A 23,020-nucleotide genomic window follows, 5' to 3' on the forward strand; every position below is an offset into this window, starting at 1 on the left:
CAGTTTTTTATAGACAATTAATCAACATAGAGACTCAAACATAGCAAAAAGTTTTGTTCAAAGGATAAACGATATGTGGTAGTAAATAACTCGATTCGTTTATCTATTTATACGTGAGTTAAAAAATATAATACTAATGGCAAGTTGGCTTTATCGAAAATAAGACTTGAATGGGTGAAATAAATGAGTATAAATAAAAAAGATGTTATTAAATTATTAGAAAATATAGCTGTTTATTTAGAATTAAAGGGAGAGAATCCATTTAAGATATCTGCTTATCGTAAGGCAGCACAAGCATTGGAGACAGACGACCGAAGCTTAGAAGAAATGGATGATTTTACGAAGATTAAAGGCATAGGAAAAGGGACAAGTGTTGTTATTGAGCAGTTTATACAAGATGGTTATTCAGAGACGTTAAATGAATTGTCAAAGCAAGTTCCACCAGGTTTACTTCCATTATTGGATTTACCAGGTTTAGGTGGGAAAAAGCTATCTAAGTTATATCAGGAATTGCAAGTAGTGGATGCAAGCACTTTAAAAGAAGCGTGTCTTACTGGGAAAGTAGAAGCTTTACAAGGTTTTGGAAAAAAATCAGCAGAAAAAATTGTTAAAGCTCTCGATGAAGTTGGAAAGCGACCAGACCGTTTGCCTATAGCTACGATGTTGCCGTTAGCTGAAAAGATAGAAGGTTATTTAGACGAAATGGATGGGATAATCCGTTTTTCGCAAGCCGGCAGTGTTCGAAGAATGAGAGAAACAATAAAAGACTTAGACTTTATTATAGGTACAGATCAAGCAACGGATGTTCGAGATGCTTTATTAGATTTACCACAAATTAAAGAAATTATTGCTAATGGAGATACTAAAGTATCTGTGACGATTGAAGATGTTTATGATATTAATGTTGATTTTAGGTTAGTGACGGATAAAGAATTCCCGACAACTTTACACCATTTTACAGGTTCAAAAGATCATAATGTGGCAATGCGTCAGTTAGCGAAATCACGCGGAGAAAAAATTAGTGAATATGGTGTAGAAGTAGAAGAAACTGGAGAAGTCATTACATTTGAAACAGAAACCGATTTTTTTAATCATTTTGGATTAGCCTATATTCCTCCAGAAGTTAGAGAAAATACAGGGGAAGTGGAAGAATTTCAACAAGAACAAACATTGATACAAAATTCAGATATCCTTGGGGATCTCCATATGCATACTACGTGGAGTGATGGTGCTCAATCTTTAGAAGAAATGGTAAATAAAGTTAGAGAAAAAGGGTACCAATTCATGGGGATAACCGATCATTCAAAATATTTGCGAGTAGCAAACGGATTAGATGAAGATCGGTTACGAAAACAACGTGAAGAAATTATAAATTTAAATAAAAAATTTGATGATTTTCATATTTTTTCAGGAGTTGAAATGGATATTAAGCCGGATGGTGAATTAGATTTTTCCGATGAGTTCTTGCAGGAAATGGATTATGTGATCGCCGCAATTCATTCTAGTTTTAATCAATCTGAAGAGAAGATTATGGAACGATTATGGACAGCTTTAGAGAATCCATATGTGTCTATAATTGCACATCCAACGGGTAGATTACTTGGAAGGCGTTCGGGTTATTCTGTGAATATGGACAAATTGATACAAAAAGCAAAAGAAACAAATACTGCATTAGAGATAAACGCAAATCCAAATCGTTTGGACTTGTCCCATGAGTGGGCAAGAAAAGCACAAGCAGCAGGTGTATTGTTAGCAATTAATACAGATGCACATAATTATCATATGTTAGACCATATGAAATACGGTGTAGGAACAGCAAGAAAAGGTTGGATAAAACCTTCAACTGTAATAAATAGTTGGACGAAAGATGAGGTAGAACGTTACTTTAACCGAGGTAAGTAACTGCCCGTTGATAGGTTTAGCAAAAAGGGGTTTTTAAAATGAATGAACGAGTTTTACGAGTACTAGATTTCCAATCAGTTACTGAAATGCTAAAAGGACAAGCAGAAACAGCTTTAGGTAAAGGAAGAGCAATAAGCATTAAACCTCTTTCTAATTTAGATGATGTAAATAAGTTACAAGACGAAACCGATGAAGCTGCAAAGATTATTAGGTTAAATCAAACGATTCCTTTAGGAGGAATAACGGATATTAGAGCTAGTGTAAAACGTAGTTCTATAGGTGGGATTCTTTCTACAGATGAATGTTTAGACGTTGCCAATACTTTATACGGAAGTAGAAATGTTAAAAGTGCTATAGAAAATATGGAAGAGCTAGAAATCCCTATTTTGAAAGAATTAGTGAGTCATATTACACCTATTCGTGAACTAGAACAGGCGATTAAAAGTTGTATTGATGACCATGGTCATATTATGGATGGGGCATCTATTCAATTAAGATCGATTCGTAGCTCTATTCGTACATTAGAAAGTCGGGTTCGAGAAAAGCTAGAAAATTACACGAGAAGTAATAGTAAAATGCTTTCAGATGCAATTATAACAATTAGAAATGATCGTTACGTTTTACCAGTAAAGCAAGAGTATCGTGGAGCTATTGGTGGAATCGTGCATGATCAATCCTCTTCAGGTCAAACACTGTTTATGGAACCAAAGGCAGTTGTTGACATTAACAACAGTCTGCATGAATCAAAGTCGAAAGAGCAATTAGAAATTGAACGAATACTAAAAGACTTGAGTAATCAGATTGCTTCTTATGAACAGGATTTATTAGAAAATGTTAAAGTATTAACAAATATTGATTTTATCTATGCTCGTGGAAAGCTAGCACAAGAAATGAAAGCATCACGCCCTATAATGAACGATGAAGGATATATGAAGATGCAGCAGGCTAGGCATCCAATGATCCCTATAGATGAAGTTGTTGCAAACGATATTGAATTTGGTAGAGAGTATACGTCTATTGTTATTACTGGACCTAATACAGGAGGTAAGACAGTAACGCTTAAACTAGTTGGACTTTGTACATTGATGGCCCAATCAGGATTACAGGTCCCAGCGCTAGATGGGTGTGAGATGCCAGTATTTGATGAAGTGTATGCTGATATTGGCGATGAGCAATCAATTGAACAGAATTTAAGTACATTTTCTTCCCATATGACGAATATAGTCGATATTATGAAAAAAATAACCGATCGATCTCTTGTCTTATTTGATGAATTAGGTTCTGGTACAGACCCACAAGAGGGTGCTGCGCTAGCAATGGCGATACTCGATGAAGTGATTTCTAAGCAAGCTCGTGTAATTGCGACAACACACTATCCTGAGTTAAAAGCATATGGCTACAATCGTGACCAAGTAGTAAATGCATCGGTCGAGTTTAATGTAGAGACTTTAAAGCCAACTTATCGCTTATTAATTGGTGTACCTGGACGAAGTAATGCATTTGATATTTCAACTAGACTTGGTCTAGAACTAACAATTATTGAAAGAGCTAAAGGTTTAATCGGTGTGGATTCGAAAAGTGTAGAGAATATGATTGCTTCTTTAGAAAAATCGCATATTGAGGCCGAACAAGATTATGAACAAGCGCATGATGTATTATTAGAATCAGAAAGACTTCGAAATGCTTTGGAACATGAATGGAACCTTTTCGAACAAAAAAAAGAAAAATTATATAAGAAAGCGGAAGAGAAGGCAGAAAAAGCAATTCAACAGGCAAGAGAAGAAGCGGAGACTATAGTTTCTGAGATGCGCCAGATGAAAGACTCTGCAGGACTGAAAGAGCATGAGTGGATTGAAGCTAGAAAAATGCTTGATGAAGCTAAACCAAACTTGACGAAAAATGGTAATCAACAACAAGTTGATCAAAAGAACACTGAAGATAAAGAACTTCAACCTGGTGATGAAATTAAACTATTAACCGTCAATCAAATGGGTGAAGTGTTAGAAAAAGTTAGCGACAAAGAATATCTAGTTCAGGTTGGTATCATGAAAGTGAAAGTGAAACGAAAAGACCTTGAATTGATACGAAAACCAAAGAAAAAACAAGTGGATCCAGTAGCAACGATTAAAGGTTCTAATTATCATGTAAGTACAGAATTAGATCTACGCGGAGAAAGATATGAAGATGCTATTCTACGCTTGGAGAAATATGTGGATGATGTATTATTAGCAGGTTATCCAAAGGCATCCATCATACATGGGAAAGGAACTGGAGCCTTACGAAAAGGGGTGCAAGATTTTGTGAAAAAACACCCACGAATAAAAGGTGCAAGACCAGGTGAATCAGGAGAAGGTGGTAGTGGAGTAACTGTAATTCAATTAGGTTAAGTTATCGGGTTTCGGACAAGACGATCTTTTACTATTAATTATGATGTTAAAAAATTATTAAAAAGCTATCGTTTTGTCTTTGCCCTATTATACATAGGAAGGAAGGACCGAATTGGAAAACTTCTGGGATCATATTATTGTTGTTACAACAGCAAGGTATAGTGTGTTTATTTTATGTACTTTACTGTTTTTAGCGATATTTGAATTAGTAACATCATACAAAAACTGGGATGAAATAAAAAAAGGCAATCTGGCTGTTGCAATGGCAACCGGTGGTAAATTATTTGGTATAGCGACTGTGTTCCGGTTCTCCATTGAACATAACGATAGTCTGCTTATATCGATTGGTTGGGGTATTTACGGCTTTATTTTATTAATGATTGGTTATCTAATTTTTGAATTTTTAACTCCTGCTATGAAGGTAGACGAAGAAATAGGAAAAGGCAATAAAGCGGTAGGATTAATATCAATGGTAATATCTATCGGGTTAGCTTATGTAATTGGAGCCAGTATTGTTGGTTAGGGGGACAAGCGAATGGTATTAGAGAGATTGGCGAAAATTTTAATCGCAGTTTCAATTGTGTTTTTAGTAGTGGGTATTTTTTACCTGATTTTATAAAAAAATATAAATAAAAATTCAAAAAATAGAAATTAATCGGTATAATGGTTATAGTATTAACTAAAGGAGGAATAAAATATGGTCAAACAAGAGAAGGTTTGGCATAGTCGTTATCCTAATGAAATACCAATAACCATCGATTATGTCAAAAGGCCGCTTTATGATGATTTGGCAGAAAGTGCAAAAACGTACGGTCAAAAGAAAGCGCTTCATTTTATGGGGAAGGACATAAGTTATCAAACACTGTATGATGAAGCAAAGAAGATGGCAAATTATCTCCAGTCAATTGGTGTTCGAAAAGGAGATAAAGTAGCAATTATGCTTCCAAATACTCCGCAAGCGGTAGTGAGCTACTATGGAATTTTAATGGCTGGAGCAGTGGTAGTACAGACAAACCCTTTATATACTGAAAGAGAATTAGCCTACCAAGTGAACGATTCAGAGGCGACAGTTATTATTTGTTTAGACATATTATTACCGCGAGTGAATAAAGTACGTAGTCATACTCCATTAGAACATGTAATAGTCACAGGTATTAAAGACTACCTTCCATTTCCCAAAAACTTGATTTATCCATTCGTACAAAAGAAAGAATATAATATGGTAGTGAAAGTAGAAGCAAGCAATGATACTCATGTATGGCAAAAAATAATGGAACATTCTGTTGCTGATTATTTAGAATCAACTATTGATCCAGAAGAAGATATAGCATTATTGCAGTATACTGGTGGGACCACAGGGCATCCTAAAGGAGTAATGTTGACACATTATAATCTTACATCGAATGTGCAAATGTGTGAAAAGTGGTTATATAAAATAGTTGAGTCAGATTCTAAGAAGCAAAATGTAGTACTTGGTGTATTACCATTTTTTCATGTATATGGAATGACTACCGTAATGAACTTTTCGATAAAAAAAGGATCTAAGATTATCCTAATGCCTAAGTTTAATGCTACAGATATATTAAAAGCTATTGATAAGCAGAAGCCAAACCTGTTTCCCGGAGCACCAACAATTTATATTGGTATACTTAATCATCCAGATTTAGATAAATATGATTTATCATCTATTGAGGCTTGTATTAGTGGATCGGCACCGCTTCCAATTGAAGTACAAGAGAAGTTTGAAAAAGTGACTGGTGGAAAATTAGTTGAGGGATATGGTTTAACTGAATCATCACCTGTAACTCATTCTAATTTTATTTGGGAAGAGAGAATTAATGGAAGTATAGGAGTTCCTTGGCCAGATACAGATGCAACCATCTTTAAAATGGACGGTGAATTAGAGCCAGCTGAGGTGGGAGAAGTTGGTGAATTAGCGGTAAAAGGGCCACAAATAATGAAGGGTTATTGGAAAAACGAAGAAGAAACAGCGAAAGTACTAAAAGATGGCTGGTTATTGACTGGTGATATGGGTTACATGGATGAAAAAGGATATTTTTATGTAGTGGATCGTAAAAAAGATATGATTATTGCAAGCGGATATAATATCTACCCTAGAGAAGTGGAAGAAGTACTCTATGAACATCCATCTATTCAAGAAGCAGTCGTTGCGGGTGTGCCAGATCCATATCGAGGGGAAACAGTAAAGGCCTATATTGTATTAAAAGAAGGTGCCAATTTAACAGAAGATGAGTTAAATGAATATGCTAGAAAACAATTGGCAGCGTATAAAGTACCTCGTATTTATGAATTCCGTGATGAATTACCAAAAACAGCAGTAGGAAAAATACTACGCAGGAAATTAGTAGATGAAGAGAAAGAAAAACAATCTGAAGAAGAAGTTTCATCCGTTTAAATGATGAGCCTAGTGCTCTTTTTTCTTAAAAAAATAGACAAGCTTTCCTATTGACAGAATAATTCGAGGAATGTATATTAAAATTATGAATGATCATTCACTCAGTTTAGAAACACATCTAAGGAGATAATCATGAAGAATCAAAAACCAAAATATCATCAAATAATTGAAGCAGCAGTCAAAGTTATCGCTGAAAATGGCTATCATGGGTCACAAGTATCAAAGATAGCTCGTGAGGCAGGCGTGGCAGATGGAACGATCTATCTTTATTTTAAAAATAAAGAAGATATCTTAGTTTCTGTTTTTGAACAAAAAATGGGGCAATTTGTAAGCAAAATAGCAGACGCAATTGAAGGGAAAGATAATGTATCTGACAAATTGTTGAAACTAATAGAAATGCATTTCAGCCAATTATCTGCAGATTATCATTTAGCGATCGTAACTCAGTTAGAATTAAGACAATCAAATTTATCTTTACGCCTACAGATTAATCAAGTATTAAAACCATACTTGGCCATGATCGATCGTATTGTCCAAGAAGGGGTGGACCAAGGTGAATTTCGTGAAGGTTTAAATATACCACTTGTAAGGCAAATGATATTTGGTACCTTAGATGAAATTGTGACGAACTGGGTAATGAAGGAACAAAAGTATAACTTGATTCGTATGGTTCCTGAGGTACATTCTTTGATAATTGGTGCCTTAGTATATGAATCTTAATTATTAAATACTATTACTATGGGAGGTGCCATTATTGACAAAGATAGCTTATGAATTAAAAGACCAAATTGCCTGTCTGACTATTCAAAGTCCACCAGCCAATGCATTATCCGGGGCTTTATTGGAACAGCTCAATGAGCGACTCGAACAAATAGAAGAAGAGGGGCAAGCGAAGGCAGTTGTTATATCCGGTGAGGGTAGATTCTTTTCTGCTGGTGCAGATATTAAGGAATTTACGGGATATCAACATGCATCTGAATATGAATCTCTTGCTACTGCTGGTCAAAAAGTATTTGATCGTGTAGAACATTTTTCTATACCTGTTATTGCAGCTATTCATGGAGCAGCTCTAGGTGGCGGGCTTGAACTAGCAATGTCTTGTCATATTCGATTAGTGACAGAAAATGCAAAGTTAGGGTTGCCGGAAATGAATTTGGGTATTATACCTGGTTTTGCTGGTACACAACGACTACCACGGCACATAGGGAATGCAAGAGCCTATGAAATGATTTTAACTGCCGAACCAATTAGTGGCCAACAAGCAGCTGATTGGGGACTAGCAAATCACGTAGTTACAGAAGAAGAGTTGCTTCCAAGAGCGATGGAACTCGCTAATAAGATTACAGTGAAAAGTAAGCCTGGCATAAAAGAAGTAATGCATTTAGTTCCGTATGCAAATAAAGATCAATTCGCAAATGGTGTAACGGAAGAAGCAAAATCATTCGGCAGAGTATTTGGGTCTGATGATGCAAAAGAAGGAGTTACAGCATTTATTGAAAAAAGGAAGCCAAATTTCCAAGATAAATAGATCCATAGTTTAGGAGGAAGCTAGATGAATATATATGTTCTTTTAAAGAAAACTTTTGACACAGAAGAAAAAATTACTGTCTCAGGCGGTAGAATAGAAGATGATAGTGCTGAATACATCATCAATCCTTATGATGAATATGCAGTTGAAGAAGCAATCGTACAGCGTGACGAACATGGTGGAGAAGTTACTGTTGTTACCGTTGGGGATGAAGAATCAGAAAAACAACTACGTACTGCATTAGCAATGGGTGCCGATAAAGCAGTGTTGATAAATACAGAAGAAGATATTGAAAATGGAGATCAATATACCACTGCCAAAATTTTAGAAGCATTTTTTGAAGATAAGGAAGTGGACTTAATTCTTGCCGGTAATGTAGCTATTGACGAAGCAAGTGGGCAGGTGGGGCCACGTTTAGCAGCACTGTTAGATATTCCTTATGTATCAACAATAACAAGCTTAAAAGTAGATGGCGATACTGCTTCTATTGAAAAAGATGTAGAAGGCGATGTTGAGATTGTTGAAACAAGTTTACCTCTTTTAGTTACATGTCAACAAGGATTAAATGAACCTCGTTATCCTTCCTTACCAGGTATAATGAAAGCGAAGAAAAAGCCTTTAGAAGAAATTGAAATTGATGATTTAGATTTGGATGAAGATGATATAGAAGCAAAAACCAAAACAGTAGAAGTATATCTTCCTCCAGAAAAAGAAGCGGGTAAAATTCTAGAAGGAGAACCTGCAGATCAAGTAAAAGAATTAGTATCATTATTGAAAAACGAGAAAAAAGTACTTTAATGTTTGATTGCAGAAAGGGGTTTAAATAATGAGCGACAAAATTTTAGTAATAGGTGAAATGAGAGATAACGAAGTACGTAACGTTTCATTTGAATCGGTTGCTGCTGCTAAAAAAATTAATAGTAATGCAGAAGTTGTTGGACTGTTATTAGGTAGCGGTGATATCGAAACTCAAGGTCAATCATTAATAGCTTACGGTGCTGATCGTGTGATAGTAGTTTCTCACGACAATTTGAAAACGTATACATCAGAAGGATTTGGGCAAGCAGTTCTAAAAGTAGTTAATGATGAGTCACCAACAGGAATAGTAATGGGGCATACTTCGATTGGGAAAGACTTGACTCCAAAAATTGCAAGTAAATTAAACACCGGACTTATATCCGATGTGGTAGATATTGAAGATGATGGTGTATTTGTACGCCCTATTTACTCAGGAAAAGCATTTGAGAAAAAAGTTATCACCGATGGCATTACCTTTGTAACAATACGACCAAACAATATACCTGCTCTTGAGAAGGATGAATCTAGATCGGGAGAAGTTAGCTCAGTGGATGTGGATATTACTGATTTACGAACAGTGATTAAGGATGTTATTCGAAAAGCATCTGAGGGTGTAGACTTATCTGAAGCAAATGTGATTGTAGCCGGTGGTAGAGGTGTAAAAAGTGCAGATGGATTTAAGCCATTATATGAATTAGCAGAAGTACTTGGGGGTGCAGTCGGGGCTTCTCGTGGAGCATGTGATGCAGATTATTGTGATTATGCATTACAAATTGGTCAAACTGGTAAAGTTGTAACACCAGATTTGTATATAGCAGTAGGGATATCTGGAGCGATTCAACATTTAGCGGGGATGTCTAACTCGAAAGTAATTGTTGCGATAAACAAAGACCCAGAGTCAAATATTTTTAATGTAGCGGATTATGGAATCGTTGGAGACTTATTTGAAGTACTTCCATTACTCATTGAAGAAGTGAAAAAAGTTAAAGTAGCGATGTAAAATAGAAAGAGACAATAGGGTTTTTTTGATTATGAATAGAAAAGCATTCATAGATTACCAAGCCCTATTGTCTTACTTTTTAGTTCAATCTAAACAATTGATTCAATTTCATGAAACATACAGATTTGCTTACAACATATCTAATTATAAAATTGATTTAATTACATAAAAATAAGCAAACTATTAGGAAGTATATGTCATGGGTGATATACTCATAATAAGCTTTAGATGAAGCTTGATGAATATGTTTTTTAAGGAGGTAACAAATAATGGCTATTAAGAATGTATCAGACCAAAACTTTACAGAAGAAACATCAAAAGGTCTTGTATTGGCTGACTTTTGGGCACCATGGTGTGGACCTTGTAAAATGATTGCGCCCGTATTAGAAGAACTTGATGGTGAAATGGAAGAAAAAGTACAAATCGTTAAATTAGATGTAGATGAAAACCAAGAAACTGCAGGTAAATTTGGAGTAATGAGTATCCCAACATTACTATTATTTAAAGACGGTGATGTAGTGGATCAAGTCATTGGATTCCAACCAAAAGAAGCTTTAGCGGATCTTATAAACAAACACGCATAAGTAAATTTTACTTGGTGTTGTAACTGAATACCTGTATAATTATAAGAAATAGAGAAAAATCCCTTGTCTGTCGTTGTTGCTGATAAGGGATTTTCTGATTAAGGAAACCGTAGAGTTGTTTTAGCAATGTACAAATTGCACCTGGTTTTTTGAGGGGCGACTTTTATCAAACTTCTACTCTTTTTTAGAGAATAGGATTTGATCATGACTGCTAACAAACTGTTGATGAACTTATTTGATGGAAAGTTACAATTGTAGCTAAATATTATTCACATATTTAGAAAGTATTTATTAACCATATTTTATATTTTTTATCGATGAACAAAGGATTTGAGACGCTTATGAATGAAAATATAGAGAAAAAGCTATCTATATTGCCACAGCAACCTGGTTGTTATTTAATGAAAGATAAAAATGGAACTGTTATTTATGTTGGGAAATCAAAGAAATTAAGAAATCGAGTGCGATCGTATTTTAGAGGGGCGAATGATCGAAAGACACAACGATTAGTTCAAGAGATTCGCGATTTCGAATATATGGTAACTTCTTCAGAAATTGAAGCATTGATTCTAGAAATGAATTTGATTAAAAAATATGACCCTAGATATAATGTCATGTTAAAGGATGATAAATCGTACCCTTATTTAAAAATCACCTCAGAAAGGCATCCTCGTTTAATTGTTACACGTCGTTTGAAAAAGGATAAAGGCAAGTATTTTGGGCCGTATCCGAATGTAATAGCTGCTAGAGAAACAAAGAAACTTCTGGATCGAATGTATCCTTTGCGAAAATGTAATAATCCACCAGGTAGGCCATGCCTTTATTATCATATGGGACAATGCAAAGCTTGTGCTGAACATCCACCTTCCGTAAGAGTATATCAAGAAATAGTTCAAGAGATTAGCTCATTTCTACAAGGTGGATTTAAGGATATTAGAAAAAATTTAGCAGGTGAGATGCAAAAGGCAAGTGAAGAGTTAAATTTTGAACGAGCGAAAGAGCTACGAGATACTATACAACATATTGATGCTACAATGGAACAGCAAAAAATGACGTTAAATGATCAAGTGGATAGAGATATCTTTGGCTATAGTTATGATAAGGGATGGATGTGTGTACAAGTATTCTTCATACGACAAGGGAAATTAATTGAAAGAGATACAAGTGTTTTCCCATTTTTTGATAGTCCCGAAGAAACGATTGTTAGCTTTATTGGAAGATTCTATTTACATGAAAACCATTTGAAGCCAAAACAAGTGTTGGTTCCGGTTGGTATCGACACAGAAATCATAGCTGAAGTACTGGAGACACAAGTGCATACTCCTTTAAGAGGAAGAAAAAAAGAATTAGTACAGTTGGCTTGTAAAAATGCAGAAATCTCCTTGGATGAAAAATTTCAATTAATTGAAAAAGATGAAGAACGAACCATTCAAGCTATAGAAGATTTAGGGGAACAATTAAGTATCGAGACTCCACATAGGATTGAAGCTTTTGATAACTCTAATATTCAAGGAACAGACCCGGTTTCAGCGATGATTGTTTTTGAAGATGGGAAGCCCAATAAAAAAGAATATCGGAAATATAAAATTCGTGATGTTCAAGGGCCAGATGATTACGATACGATGCGAGAAGTTGTTCGAAGACGGTATACACGAGTGCTGAAAGAAAATTTACCGTTACCAGATTTAATTATCGTAGATGGCGGTAAAGGTCAAATGTCTGCCGCGATAGAAGTGTTAGAAGATGAATTAGGTCTAGATATACCTTTAGCTGGACTAGCCAAAGATGACCGTCATAAAACAAGTGAACTTTTATATGGCGTGCCACCTACAATGGTTCCGTTAGAAAGACAATCTCAAGCATTTTATCTTGTTCAGCGAATTCAAGACGAAGTGCATCGATTTGCCATCACGTTTCATCGTCAATTAAGAGGGAAAAATTTATTTCAATCTGAATTGGATAAGATTCCAGGTGTTGGCGAAAAGAGAAGAAAACTTTTACTATCACATTTCAAATCGGTAAAAGAAATAAAAAAAGCAACTATTGAAGATATGAGAAAACTGGGAATTCCGAGTAATATAGCTGAATTGATATTGAATCATTTAAATTCACCAGATGAAGAAACTTAAGTAAAGATTTTATAATAAAACCACAAGATCTCTCAATCGATTTCTTGTGGTTTTATTATATTGAATAATATGTAAGATATTTTACTCATCTGTTAGATGAACCAAAAACTCAACTTGTTTAATTCGCTTATTAATTGACTCGACACATTCGCATTCTGTTCCTTCGATTTGCTGAATTGCCTCAGCCAAAAAACCAGCCTCCAAACGAAATTCAGTATCCATTTCAGAATTGAGCCGAAGTACTATTGAATCAGATAACAGTTGGAAAACTCTTTCCTTCCTTTTACTTTTTAAGAGCTCAAGTGTACCCCAACCACTTTTTTCAAAGAATAATATAATGTCCTCTAAGGTATTGATATTAAATTTTCTAGCTATATTCTTACCTAAAAAATATAATAATGTATCTTTTTCTTCCCCAAATAACTCTGGTAATCCAATATAACGCAGGATGTCATAACCCGCTCCTGGTGTATGTAAATTTTCTAATTGGGGTACATCAAACGTTTGGTACTTTTTTGACATCCTTTCCATCCTTTCCTTAATCGTATATAAAACGATCGATAAAGTGAGACTCCCATCGGTGAATGACTTCCTCATCACTGCTTAGTGAGACTTATCAGGGTATTAGTGTCTATTATCCCAGCATTTAGGACTGCTCTCTTCTTAATAGAAGATTATTTTACAGACGTTTATTTACCGTGATAGAAAAATAACTAATCTCATTATCTATATTATTTATACATTTATCAAGTAAACTTGACAATTTTAGAGGTTATTTTAGTTATATTTTATTTTACTAGAATTTTCATGACGATTTCTTGACGGTAATCACAGTTAGAAGTACAATAAACATGTTACATTTTGTACTACTTAGATAAGGCACCGTTTTCTGACAATAAAGCGCTTTATTGTTTAGTAGTATACATAATTATCGAGTGATCAATTGACTAAGGGGGGTAAACATGGCAGAGCATCGTGAGTTTTTCTACAGAAGACTGCATTCATTATTAGGGGTAGTACCAATTGGAATCTTCTTAGTGCAGCATTTGTTTATTAATCATTTTGTTGTGTATGGGGAAGAAAGTTTTAATGCAGCTGCAGGGTTCATGAAGAACCTACCATTTGTATTATTGTTAGAGACATTTGTTATCTATTTACCAATTTTATTTCACGCGATTTTAGGGGTTTATATTGTATTTGTCGCGAAACAAAACACACGTAAATATGGGTTTTTCCGAAATTGGATGTTTAGATTTCAACGTATTACTGGAATTATTCTCGTAATCTTTATTGCATGGCACGTATTTGAAACACGCGTTCAAATCGGTCTAGGTAATGCGGAACTAGATTACAGCTTGATGGAAGGTATTTTAACCAACCCAATTATGTTTTGGTTCTATGTTATTGGTGTAATTTCTGCAGTATTCCATTTTGCAAATGGTTTATGGAGCTTCCTCGTTACTTGGGGAATTACACAAACTCCAAAATCGCAACGCATTTCAACGTATGCGTGTCTAGTCGTTTTCTTAGCAGTGAGCTATTTGGGGATTAGATCACTAATTACATTTGCTTATGGAGTCTAATTGAAAGAGAAGGAGTGAGTGATCGAATGAGTAATCGTAAAGTTGCAGTGGTTGGTGGTGGTCTTGCAGGACTTATGGCTACAATCAAAGCTGCTGAAGCTGGCGTAAAAGTAGATTTATTTTCTATCGTACCTGTAAAACGCTCTCACTCTGTATGTGCGCAAGGTGGAATAAATGGTGCAGTAAATACAAAAGGGGAAGGGGATTCTCCTTGGCTACACTTTGATGATACGGTATATGGTGGCGATTTCTTAGCTAACCAGCCACAAGTTAAAGCGATGTGTGATGCAGCACCAGGCATTATACATATGTTTGACCGCATGGGAGTTATGTTTAATCGTACACCAGAAGGTTTACTAGATTTCCGTAGATTCGGTGGAACACAAATGCACCGTACAGCATATGCAGGAGCAACAACAGGACAACAACTACTTTATGCTTTAGATGAGCAAGTTCGTCGTTACGAAGTAGAGGGGTTAGTAACAAAATTTGAAGGCTGGGAATTCCTAGAGGCTGTTATCGATGAAAACGGTGTTGGAAGAGGAATTGTCGCTCAAGATATTAAAACACATGAAATCAAAGCATTCCGTTCAGATGCTACGATATTTGCTACAGGTGGACCAGGAATCATCTTCGGTAAATCAACGAATTCCATGATTAATACTGGTTCTGCTGCAAGTAAACTATATCAACAAGGTGCAAAATACGCGAATGGTGAATTTATTCAAATTCATCCAACTGCCATCCCTGGTGATGATAAGCTACGTCTAATGAGTGAGTCTGCACGTGGGGAAGGTGGACGTATTTGGACGTATAAAGATGGAGAGCCTTGGTATTTCTTAGAAGAGAAATATCCGGCATATGGTAACCTTGTTCCACGTGATATCGCTACACGAGAGATTTTTGATGTGTGTGTAAATCAAAAATTAGGTATTAATGGGGAAAATATGGTTTATCTCGACCTTTCTCACAAAGATGCGAAAGAGCTCGACATAAAACTCGGCGGAATTATTGAAATCTATGAAAAATTCGTTGGTGAAGACCCTCGTAAAGTCCCAATGAAAATCTTCCCTGCAGTACATTATTCTATGGGTGGATTATGGATTGATGAAAATCAAATGACAAGCATCCCTGGTATTTTTGCTGCGGGAGAATGTGATTATTCTCAGCATGGTGGTAACCGTTTAGGAGCAAACTCACTATTATCAGCTATATATGGTGGTATGGTTGCTGGTCCGAAAGCAATTGATTATATTGATAGTTTAGATCAGCATGTCGATGATTTACCTGATGAACTTTATCAATCTCGTGAAAATGCGGAGCAAGAAAGCTTTGATCAACTCATGAGCATGGAAGGTACGGAGAACGCTTACCAAATTCATAAAGAATTAGGCGAGTGGATGACGGATAATGTTACCGTTGTTCGTGAGAATGAAAAACTCTTAAAAACGGATGAAAAGATAAAAGAATTATTAGATCGCTGGGATAATATCAATATCAATGACACATCTCGGTGGAGTAACCAAGGTGTTATGTTCACACGTCAATTGAAAAACATGCTACATCTAGCACGTGTTATCACTATTGGTGCATACAATCGAAATGAAAGTCGTGGAGCGCATTATAAACCAGAGTTCCCAGAACGTAATGATGAAGAATTCTTAAAAACAACCATTGCTGAATTCAATCTAGAAACGAATTCTCCTGAATTTAGCTATGAAGAAGTAGATTTATCTTTAATTGAACCGCGTAAACGTGATTACACTACAAAACACTAAGGAGGAGTAATATAAATGGCTGAACAGAGTAAAGTTACTTTTATTATAACTAGACAAGACGGCCCGGATTCGACTCCTTACGAGGAAACGTTTGAAATTCCATATAGACAGAATATGAACGTTATTTCTGCACTAATGGAAATCAGACAAAATCCTGTTAATAATAAAGGAGAGAATACCACACCTGTTATGTGGGATATGAACTGCTTAGAGGAAGTATGTGGAGCATGTTCTATGGTAATAAATGGGACAGCACGACAATCTTGTGCTGCGTTGGTTGATCAATTAGAGCAACCAATTCGTCTAGAACCAATGTCTACGTTCCCTGTCGTTAGAGATTTAATTGTTGATCGTGAGCGTATGTTTGATGCATTAAAACAAGTAAAAGCTTGGATACCAATCGATGGTACACATGATTTAGGTCCTGGTCCACGTATGCCGGAGAATAAACGTCAATGGGCATATGAGTTATCAAAATGTATGACATGTGGTGTTTGTTTAGAAGCATGCCCAAATGTTAACGATAGCTCAAACTTTATCGGACCTGCGGCTATTTCACAAGCACGTCTATTTAATGCACATCCAACTGGTGAAATGAATGCAAGTGATCGTCTGAATGGATTGATGGAAGATGGAGGTATTGATGGTTGCGGAAACTCACAAAATTGTGTGCAAGTATGTCCGAAAGGAATTCCTCTTACCACTTCCATTGCAGCAATGAACCGAGCTACTAATATTCAAGCGTTTAAAAACTTCTTTGGAAGTGACCAAGCGTTATAAAATTGAACATCGAAGACCCTATCCGATGAACTGGCTAGGGTCTTCATCATATAATATGGAAAACTGGAGGAAGTTACAATGAGAACCATTGAGTATATAGAAGATTTTACATCTTGGGCAGAAGAGTTTAATTTCTACATACCTGTAAATATTCGATTTTCTGAGACGGATATGTATGGGCATATGAATAATGTATCACCGTTCATTTATTTTGAAGAAGCAAGAATCGCATATTTACAATCACTCGGACTTTTTAATGATTTTTCTAATAAAGAAGAAGGTATTATTGTAGCTGACCTTCAATGTAATTATATAAAGCAGCTGTTTTTTGGAGATGAAGTGCAAGTTCATGTGAAGACGAAAGAAGTAGGAAACTCATCATTTGATATTCATTATATGGTGACAAAAGGGAATTTTGATGTAGTCCTTACGGCAAGAGGCAGATTAGTGTATATCGATGCGAATCTTGGTAAATCTAAACCATTAACGGAGGATATGAAAGAAAAACTTTTAGGTAGAACCTTTTCCAAAACACAAGTAAAACCGACCCCCTAATAAGGGTAGTCGGTTTTATTAGAGCTTTAATTCCCCCATGCGAAGAAGCTCAACTACGGCTTGTGACCGTCCCTTGACTCCCAATTTTTGCATAGCATTTGAAATATGGTTCCGGACAGTTTTTTCGGAAATAAACAACTCTTGTGCAATTTCTTTTGTTGTTTTATCCTGCACTAATAGTTCAAACACTTCTTTCTCGCGTTTGGTTAATAATTGCTTCGGTTTATACTCGTTGTCCTTCAAATGTTACCCCCTCCTTGCTCTATAGAGCTGCATGATGAAGGGAAATTATTTAGTCAATATAGCTTATGATATTAGAAAAAAATTAGTGCGTATATTTGTGCGGAAATCAGCCAGTTACTCAAAAAAGTTTTCAAGAACTTCATTTTGGTTTACTATAGTAACAAGCCTTGCATGAAACAACTCCCATCAATTACATAAGATGAATACAATGAAATGGATAGATGATCAGTAAGTAGGAGGATGAACGTTGAAAAAGAACGAACTAAGTGATCCTGTAAATCAAATGGAAAAGAGATTACGCTATATATCTGGAATGATCAAGCAAAATGGCCGTAAAATTTTAAATAATTATCCGATTACTTCTCCCCAATTTATCGCTTTACAATGGTTGTTAGAAGAAGGGGATTTAACTATTGGGGAATTATCCAACCGAATTAGTCATGCGTTCAGTACAACAACAGATTTAGTAGATCGTATGGAGAAGAATGAACTGGTGGAGAGAGTACGTGATACAAATGATCGACGAGTCGTGCGCATTCACTTATTAGAAAAAGGAAAACATATTATTGAAGAAGTAATTGATAAACGACAGGCATATTTAGGAGAAGTCTTAACGAAATTCTCTGAAGAAGAAAAAGAACAGTTGAATCAATTATTAGATTTTCTATATAAAGAGATGAAAATGGTTAACGAAAAATAATCAAACGGAAGAGGAGACATCTTTGTGGACAAAGCGATTGGGGTAATTGATTCGGGTGTAGGTGGACTTACTGTTGTTCACGAACTCATGAGGCAGCTCCCAAAAGAGCAGTTAATTTATTTGGGGGATACAGCTAGATGTCCTTATGGCCCGAGATCAAAAGAGGAAGTACAACAATTCACGTGGGAAATGGTGGATTTCTTACTAACGAAAAATATAAAAATGTTGGTTGTTGCATGTAATACAGCCACTGCATTTACATTAAAGGATTTAAAAGAACAATTAGATATACCGGTTATCGGTGTTATACAGCCAGGTGCCCGTGCTGCGATAAAATCTACTGAAAATAACCAAGTTGGTGTAATTGGAACAGAAGGAACGATAAGTAGTGGAGCTTATGCACAGGCATTAACGAAAATTAAGTCGGATATCCGAGTAAGTGGATTAGCGTGTCCTCCATTTGTTCCAATGGTTGAACGAGGTGTGTTATCTGGTCCTGAAGCGAAAGCTGTTGTATCAGAGGCTTTACGTCCATTCTCAAATAATAAAGAAATGGATACGTTAATATTAGGCTGTACACACTACCCATTACTTAAATCCACGATTCAGGAAGTAATGGGAGAAGAAGTCACTGTTATTTCCTCAAGTGAAGAAACTGCACGAGAAACAAGTACACTTCTTGAGGCTCATCAAATTATGAACCGTAGTGACCTCGTCCCACTTCATCAATTTTATACAACAGGCGATTTGGAGATCTTTATTGAAATTGCAAAAACAATATTCCATGAATCTAATTTCCAAATGCTAACCATTAAACAAGCAAATATATCAACAAATAAAGTTTGGTAAATAATATAGCTATATTGATTAATACGTAAGTTCCAATCATCTTTTATGAAGGATTGGAACTTTTATGTTTTATCCTGCATGAAACAAGCATTAAAATCCAATTTCAAGAAAATGAGGATTTGTTAATCAATGTGGAGGTTATCTTTGAGAAATAAAAACACCATAGATTAAAAGCTGTTTCATCGTTTTAATTGCATATATTTCTGCTTTCATGCCATTTAACATCATTTATAGGAAATTTATTCTATTATTGGTCTATTTTCTATATAGGCTCGTATATATAGTAGTACAAACCATCGTGGGAGGTATTTTGCATGAAAAAGCGATTAATGCTATTAGCGGGGTCAATTAGTATTGCCACTATTTTATCTGGGTGTTTTGATGGAGAACAATCACTTGATGAAATTGATCCACCTCAAAATGCACAGGAAGTAGATAATCTTGACAAAGTAGATGAGGAAGATGTTTCAGCTACACCTGAAGAAACGGCCGAAACAGTATCTAGAGACTTATATCTCCTAGATGCAAATGGAATGGTTGCTTCTCAAACACTAGAACTTCCAGTCCCAGATACAAACGAAGTTGCAGCACAAGTATTAGAGCATCTTGTAAAAGGTGGTCCAGTAACACCTCTTCTTCCGAATGGCTTCCAAGCGGTGTTACCAGAAGGTACCGAAGTACGTGGAGTTAATTTGCAAGAGGATGGAACAATTATTGTAGATTTATCAGAAGAATTTACCCAGTATGAAGAAAACCAAGAAGTACAAATACTAGAATCTGTTACACATACGTTAACACAATTTGAAAATGTTCATAAAGTTAAGCTACGAGTAAATGGTCAAGACTTAAAAGAAATGCCCGTAAATGGTACCCCGATTAATTCTGGCTATTCAAGAGCAAATGGAATTAATATAATTAACAATGATACGTTGGATTATTTACAGAGTGAACCTGTAACAATGTATTATCCAGTCGAACAAGAAAATAATCGATATTATGTGCCAGTAACGCAGTATATTGAAACGAATGAAGATGAAGCCATTGCAAATATTATAGAAGAATTAATTGATGGTCCTGGACACCAATCAAAAGTAGTGAACGTGTTCAATCCAGAGGCGGGGCTTGCATCTGAACCAACATTGAGTAATGGTATTTTAGAAGTCGTCTTTAATAAGGAGATATTAGCTGATAGTGAGCAGGGGATTATAGCTGATGAGGTTATGGAAACCATGGTTCGTACACTTACGGAACAGCCAAATATAGATGCAGTCGATGTAAAAGTAGAGAATGTAGAAAAAGTCGTAAATGAAAATGGAGAAGCATATACAGAGCCAGTAACAAAACAAGTATTCTCACCAAGTGAAGAATTATAAAATATTTTAAATTAAAACCTCTATTACTACAATTTAAGTAGAATAGAGGTTTTTTAATTTGTTAAGATATAAATAGTAGTTATAACAATCTTATGGAAACATAAGGAGAATGTTTCTTTTTGAAAAAATATGATAAGCTATTCAGTGTACAATTGAGGAGGAAGAAATAAATGAGAAATGATCAAAGACAAGTAAACCAATTAAGAAATATAAACATAACAACCAATTATATATCGCATCCGGAAGGATCCGTACTAATAGAAATGGGAAATACAAAAGTTATTTGTAATGCAAGTATCGAGGATCGTGTCCCTCCGTTTATGCGAGGTCAGGGCAAAGGATGGATAACTGCGGAATATGCCATGCTGCCAAGAGCTACTGCCCACAGAAATATTCGTGAATCTTCAAAAGGAAAAGTAAGTGGAAGAACGATGGAAATTCAACGACTTATTGGAAGAGCATTACGTTCAGTTGTCGACTTAGATCAAATTGGTGAACGTACAGTATGGATTGATTGTGATGTAATACAAGCGGATGGAGGAACAAGAACAGCTTCTATTACAGGTGCATTCGTAGCAATGTCACTTGCCTTTTCAAAACTTGTTGAATCGAAAACATTAAAAAAGATGCCAATTCATGATTATTTAGCAGCTATTTCTGTAGGCGTGTTAACAAACGGAACGGAAATTCTAGACTTAAATTATGAAGAGGATTCCGAAGCAGCAGTAGATATGAATATTGTGATGACTGGTAAAGGTGAATTCGTGGAAATTCAAGGAACGGGAGAAGAAGCAACCTTTACACCAGCCCAATTACAAAAGATGCTTAAATTAGGTGAAGAAGGTATTCAGCAGCTGGTGAAAACACAGAAAGAAATATTAGCTGATAAATTAGTTTAAGAATGGAAAGTTAATTGTGAGGGGGAGTCATATGAAAAAAATAATTGTTGCTACTAAAAATAAAGGGAAAGCGAAAGAATTCAAGGAATTCTTTGCTAGCTTTGATATTGAAGCAATATCATTATTGGATTTACCAGAATCTATTCCAGATATTGAGGAAACAGGAACCACTTTTGAAGAAAATGCAGCTTTAAAGGCAGAAGAAATTAGTGAACGTTTCAATACAGCTGTAATTGCGGATGATTCAGGATTAATAATTGATGCTCTAGATGGACGACCTGGCTTATTCTCAGCACGATATGCAGGTGAACCTACGAATGATCAAGCGAACATAGAGAAAGTATTACAGGAAATGCAGGATGTTCCTGAAAAAGATCGTAATGCAAGATTTATTTGTGTTTTAGCTATTGCACAGCCTGACCAGGATACAATATTTAAAACCGGTTTTTGTGAAGGAGAAATTGGGAGTGAGTCCCGAGGGTCTCATGGGTTTGGATATGACCCAATTTTTATTCCACAAGGATATGAAGTGACGATGGCTGAATTAGATCCTAAAGAAAAAAATCGTATAAGTCATCGGAAAAATGCGATTGACCATCTAGAAAAATGGTTACATACATTATAAGGAATGAAATGGAGGGAAAAGCATGACGAGTGTATTAATAACGAGCGATAGTCACGGTTTGACTAAAGAATTATATGAAATAAAACATCGGCATGCAGTCAATTGGTATATCCATTGTGGTGATTCAGAATTAGATTTTGATGCAGATCAGCTCCAACCTTTTTATAAGGTTGGAGGGAATTGTGATTTTGATCCACGGTATCCAAACGAAGAAATTAAAGATATGGACGGAATTCGATTCTTTATTACACACGGACATCTTCATCAAGTAAAATCTAGCCTTACCACGCTTTCCTATGCAGCAGAAGAACATCAAGCTAAAGTTGTTTGTTTTGGACATACGCATATTGCCGGAGCAGAGAAAATAGGTAATCAATTATTCATTAATCCAGGTAGTATACGAATGCCAAGGAATCGGATTGAAAAAACATATGCTATCCTAGAATGGTCTGACCAACAGTCTGTTTCTGTTAACTTTTATACAGTTGATGGTCAATATTTGAAGGACATGTCATTTACAACATCCATATAAGAATAATCACTGGGACAAAATAGGAGCTTTTGATCAATAATAAAAAAGCGGTATTAAATTTTTTTGTCCCAGCAGTTAATTCTTTTAGAAAACCTGTTGACAAATTCTCTCCACGGTCATATAATATTACTTGTCCGTTAAAAAAGACGGCATACATAATTATTACGTAGAGATAGAGTTTGCGGGTGTAGTTTAATGGTAAAACCTCAGCCTTCCAAGCTGATGACGAGGGTTCGATTCCCTTCACCCGCTCCAATTTTTGTCCCAGTAGCTCAGCTGGATAGAGCAACAGCCTTCTAAGCTGTGGGTCGCAGGTTCGAATCCTGCCTGGGACGTTCCGCGCACAAATCGCGCACAAA

At 35.7% G+C, this 23,020-nt stretch carries 22 protein-coding genes and 2 tRNA genes; 22 read left to right on the forward strand and 2 right to left on the reverse strand.

Annotated features, from left to right (window positions below):
* Positions 1-183: 183 nt before the first annotated feature.
* The 10 genes from polX (at position 184) to uvrC (ending at position 12,744) form a co-directional block, all read left to right on the forward strand.
* Positions 184-1,902: a DNA polymerase/3'-5' exonuclease PolX gene (gene polX / locus ABC346_RS11740; protein WP_413235017.1), complete on the forward strand. Its 1,719-nt coding sequence runs from the start codon at positions 184-186 to the stop codon at positions 1,900-1,902.
* A 38-nt stretch (positions 1,903-1,940) separates the two neighbouring features.
* On the forward strand, positions 1,941-4,289 hold the full coding sequence (locus ABC346_RS11745) for an endonuclease MutS2 (protein ID WP_413235018.1): 2,349 nt from the start codon (positions 1,941-1,943) through the stop codon (positions 4,287-4,289).
* Positions 4,290-4,401: 112 nt separating this feature from the next.
* Positions 4,402-4,812 (forward strand): DUF350 domain-containing protein, encoded by a 411-nt coding sequence (locus tag ABC346_RS11750; RefSeq protein ID WP_413235019.1) that lies wholly within the window; start codon positions 4,402-4,404, stop codon positions 4,810-4,812.
* A 174-nt stretch (positions 4,813-4,986) separates the two neighbouring features.
* On the forward strand, positions 4,987-6,705 hold the full coding sequence (locus tag ABC346_RS11755; protein WP_413235020.1) for a long-chain-fatty-acid--CoA ligase: 1,719 nt from the start codon (positions 4,987-4,989) through the stop codon (positions 6,703-6,705).
* A 132-nt stretch (positions 6,706-6,837) separates the two neighbouring features.
* A complete protein-coding gene (gene fadR, locus ABC346_RS11760; RefSeq protein ID WP_413235021.1) occupies positions 6,838-7,425 on the forward strand; it encodes a fatty acid metabolism transcriptional regulator FadR in 588 nt (195 codons plus the stop codon).
* A gap of 34 nt (positions 7,426-7,459) precedes the next feature.
* A complete protein-coding gene (locus ABC346_RS11765) occupies positions 7,460-8,233 on the forward strand; it encodes an enoyl-CoA hydratase (RefSeq protein ID WP_413235022.1) in 774 nt (257 codons plus the stop codon).
* 24 nt (positions 8,234-8,257) lie between these two features.
* Positions 8,258-9,031 (forward strand): electron transfer flavoprotein subunit beta/FixA family protein, encoded by a 774-nt coding sequence (locus ABC346_RS11770; RefSeq protein WP_413235023.1) that lies wholly within the window; start codon positions 8,258-8,260, stop codon positions 9,029-9,031.
* Positions 9,032-9,059: 28 nt separating this feature from the next.
* Positions 9,060-10,031 carry an electron transfer flavoprotein subunit alpha/FixB family protein gene (locus tag ABC346_RS11775; protein ID WP_413235024.1) on the forward strand — a complete coding sequence of 324 codons (972 nt, stop codon included), beginning with the start codon at positions 9,060-9,062 and terminating at the stop codon, positions 10,029-10,031.
* A 269-nt stretch (positions 10,032-10,300) separates the two neighbouring features.
* Entirely contained in the window at positions 10,301-10,615 is a 315-nt protein-coding gene (gene trxA, locus ABC346_RS11780) for a thioredoxin (RefSeq protein ID WP_413235025.1), read from the forward strand.
* A 341-nt stretch (positions 10,616-10,956) separates the two neighbouring features.
* A complete protein-coding gene (gene uvrC, locus ABC346_RS11785; RefSeq protein ID WP_413235026.1) occupies positions 10,957-12,744 on the forward strand; it encodes an excinuclease ABC subunit UvrC in 1,788 nt (595 codons plus the stop codon).
* 81 nt (positions 12,745-12,825) lie between these two features.
* Here the strand turns inward: uvrC and ABC346_RS11790 are convergent, their stop codons facing one another.
* Entirely contained in the window at positions 12,826-13,266 is a 441-nt protein-coding gene (locus ABC346_RS11790) for a YslB family protein (protein ID WP_413235027.1), read from the reverse strand.
* A 440-nt stretch (positions 13,267-13,706) separates the two neighbouring features.
* On the opposite strand from ABC346_RS11790, the gene ABC346_RS11795 reads away from it, so the two are divergent.
* From ABC346_RS11795 to ABC346_RS11810, 4 genes are all read left to right on the forward strand, one after another.
* Positions 13,707-14,327 (forward strand): succinate dehydrogenase cytochrome b558 subunit, encoded by a 621-nt coding sequence (locus ABC346_RS11795; RefSeq protein WP_413235028.1) that lies wholly within the window; start codon positions 13,707-13,709, stop codon positions 14,325-14,327.
* Between the two features lie 26 nt (positions 14,328-14,353).
* Positions 14,354-16,105 carry a succinate dehydrogenase flavoprotein subunit gene (gene sdhA / locus ABC346_RS11800; protein WP_413235029.1) on the forward strand — a complete coding sequence of 584 codons (1,752 nt, stop codon included), beginning with the start codon at positions 14,354-14,356 and terminating at the stop codon, positions 16,103-16,105.
* Between the two features lie 15 nt (positions 16,106-16,120).
* The gene (sdhB, locus tag ABC346_RS11805) at positions 16,121-16,885 is read left to right on the forward strand and encodes a succinate dehydrogenase iron-sulfur subunit (RefSeq protein ID WP_413235030.1); all 765 of its coding nucleotides are present in this window, start codon (positions 16,121-16,123) and stop codon (positions 16,883-16,885) included.
* Between the two features lie 78 nt (positions 16,886-16,963).
* Complete coding sequence (locus ABC346_RS11810; protein WP_413235031.1) at positions 16,964-17,440, forward strand: acyl-CoA thioesterase; 477 nt, start codon at positions 16,964-16,966, stop codon at positions 17,438-17,440.
* 18 nt (positions 17,441-17,458) lie between these two features.
* On the opposite strand, the gene ABC346_RS11815 is transcribed toward ABC346_RS11810, so the two are convergent.
* Positions 17,459-17,683, reverse strand: a complete 225-nt coding sequence (locus ABC346_RS11815) for a helix-turn-helix domain-containing protein (RefSeq protein ID WP_010651078.1) — start codon at positions 17,681-17,683, stop codon at positions 17,459-17,461.
* A 247-nt stretch (positions 17,684-17,930) separates the two neighbouring features.
* On the opposite strand from ABC346_RS11815, the gene ABC346_RS11820 reads away from it, so the two are divergent.
* The 8 genes from ABC346_RS11820 (at position 17,931) to ABC346_RS11855 (ending at position 22,996) form a co-directional block, all read left to right on the forward strand.
* Positions 17,931-18,383, forward strand: a complete 453-nt coding sequence (locus ABC346_RS11820) for a MarR family winged helix-turn-helix transcriptional regulator (RefSeq protein ID WP_413235032.1) — start codon at positions 17,931-17,933, stop codon at positions 18,381-18,383.
* Between the two features lie 24 nt (positions 18,384-18,407).
* Positions 18,408-19,232, forward strand: a complete 825-nt coding sequence (gene racE / locus ABC346_RS11825) for a glutamate racemase (RefSeq protein WP_413235033.1) — start codon at positions 18,408-18,410, stop codon at positions 19,230-19,232.
* Positions 19,233-19,546: 314 nt separating this feature from the next.
* Positions 19,547-20,605 (forward strand): GerMN domain-containing protein, encoded by a 1,059-nt coding sequence (locus ABC346_RS11830; protein ID WP_413235034.1) that lies wholly within the window; start codon positions 19,547-19,549, stop codon positions 20,603-20,605.
* Between the two features lie 170 nt (positions 20,606-20,775).
* Entirely contained in the window at positions 20,776-21,504 is a 729-nt protein-coding gene (rph, locus tag ABC346_RS11835) for a ribonuclease PH (RefSeq protein ID WP_413235035.1), read from the forward strand.
* 31 nt (positions 21,505-21,535) lie between these two features.
* Positions 21,536-22,129 (forward strand): XTP/dITP diphosphatase, encoded by a 594-nt coding sequence (locus ABC346_RS11840; protein WP_413235036.1) that lies wholly within the window; start codon positions 21,536-21,538, stop codon positions 22,127-22,129.
* Between the two features lie 22 nt (positions 22,130-22,151).
* Positions 22,152-22,661, forward strand: a complete 510-nt coding sequence (locus ABC346_RS11845) for a metallophosphoesterase (RefSeq protein WP_413235037.1) — start codon at positions 22,152-22,154, stop codon at positions 22,659-22,661.
* 181 nt (positions 22,662-22,842) lie between these two features.
* Positions 22,843-22,916, forward strand: a tRNA-Gly gene (locus tag ABC346_RS11850).
* Positions 22,917-22,922: 6 nt separating this feature from the next.
* Positions 22,923-22,996: transfer RNA gene (locus ABC346_RS11855), tRNA-Arg, on the forward strand.
* The last annotated feature ends 24 nt before the right edge of the window (positions 22,997-23,020 follow it).

Origin of the sequence: Oceanobacillus phoenicis (genome assembly GCF_047238145.1) — a bacterium.
In the GTDB taxonomy this organism is placed as follows: domain Bacteria; phylum Bacillota; class Bacilli; order Bacillales; family Amphibacillaceae; genus Oceanobacillus.

Bases quoted from the DNA above. Each gene is read 5' to 3' on its own strand.
- rph (WP_413235035.1), top strand. From the start codon at position 20,776: ATGAGAAATGATCAAAGACAAGTAAACCAATTAAGAAATATAAACATA.
- ABC346_RS11830 (WP_413235034.1), top strand. From the start codon at position 19,547: ATGAAAAAGCGATTAATGCTATTAGCGGGGTCAATTAGTATTGCCACT.
- fadR (WP_413235021.1), top strand. From the start codon at position 6,838: ATGAAGAATCAAAAACCAAAATATCATCAAATAATTGAAGCAGCAGTC.
- ABC346_RS11795 (WP_413235028.1), top strand. From the start codon at position 13,707: ATGGCAGAGCATCGTGAGTTTTTCTACAGAAGACTGCATTCATTATTA.
- ABC346_RS11770 (WP_413235023.1), top strand. From the start codon at position 8,258: ATGAATATATATGTTCTTTTAAAGAAAACTTTTGACACAGAAGAAAAA.
- ABC346_RS11810 (WP_413235031.1), top strand. From the start codon at position 16,964: ATGAGAACCATTGAGTATATAGAAGATTTTACATCTTGGGCAGAAGAG.
- ABC346_RS11745 (WP_413235018.1), top strand. From the start codon at position 1,941: ATGAATGAACGAGTTTTACGAGTACTAGATTTCCAATCAGTTACTGAA.
- ABC346_RS11775 (WP_413235024.1), top strand. From the start codon at position 9,060: ATGAGCGACAAAATTTTAGTAATAGGTGAAATGAGAGATAACGAAGTA.
- uvrC (WP_413235026.1), top strand. From the start codon at position 10,957: ATGAATGAAAATATAGAGAAAAAGCTATCTATATTGCCACAGCAACCT.
- sdhB (WP_413235030.1), top strand. From the start codon at position 16,121: ATGGCTGAACAGAGTAAAGTTACTTTTATTATAACTAGACAAGACGGC.
- ABC346_RS11845 (WP_413235037.1), top strand. From the start codon at position 22,152: ATGACGAGTGTATTAATAACGAGCGATAGTCACGGTTTGACTAAAGAA.
- sdhA (WP_413235029.1), top strand. From the start codon at position 14,354: ATGAGTAATCGTAAAGTTGCAGTGGTTGGTGGTGGTCTTGCAGGACTT.
- ABC346_RS11840 (WP_413235036.1), top strand. From the start codon at position 21,536: ATGAAAAAAATAATTGTTGCTACTAAAAATAAAGGGAAAGCGAAAGAA.
- polX (WP_413235017.1), top strand. From the start codon at position 184: ATGAGTATAAATAAAAAAGATGTTATTAAATTATTAGAAAATATAGCT.
- trxA (WP_413235025.1), top strand. From the start codon at position 10,301: ATGGCTATTAAGAATGTATCAGACCAAAACTTTACAGAAGAAACATCA.
- ABC346_RS11790 (WP_413235027.1), bottom strand. From the start codon at position 13,266: ATGTCAAAAAAGTACCAAACGTTTGATGTACCCCAATTAGAAAATTTA.
- ABC346_RS11755 (WP_413235020.1), top strand. From the start codon at position 4,987: ATGGTCAAACAAGAGAAGGTTTGGCATAGTCGTTATCCTAATGAAATA.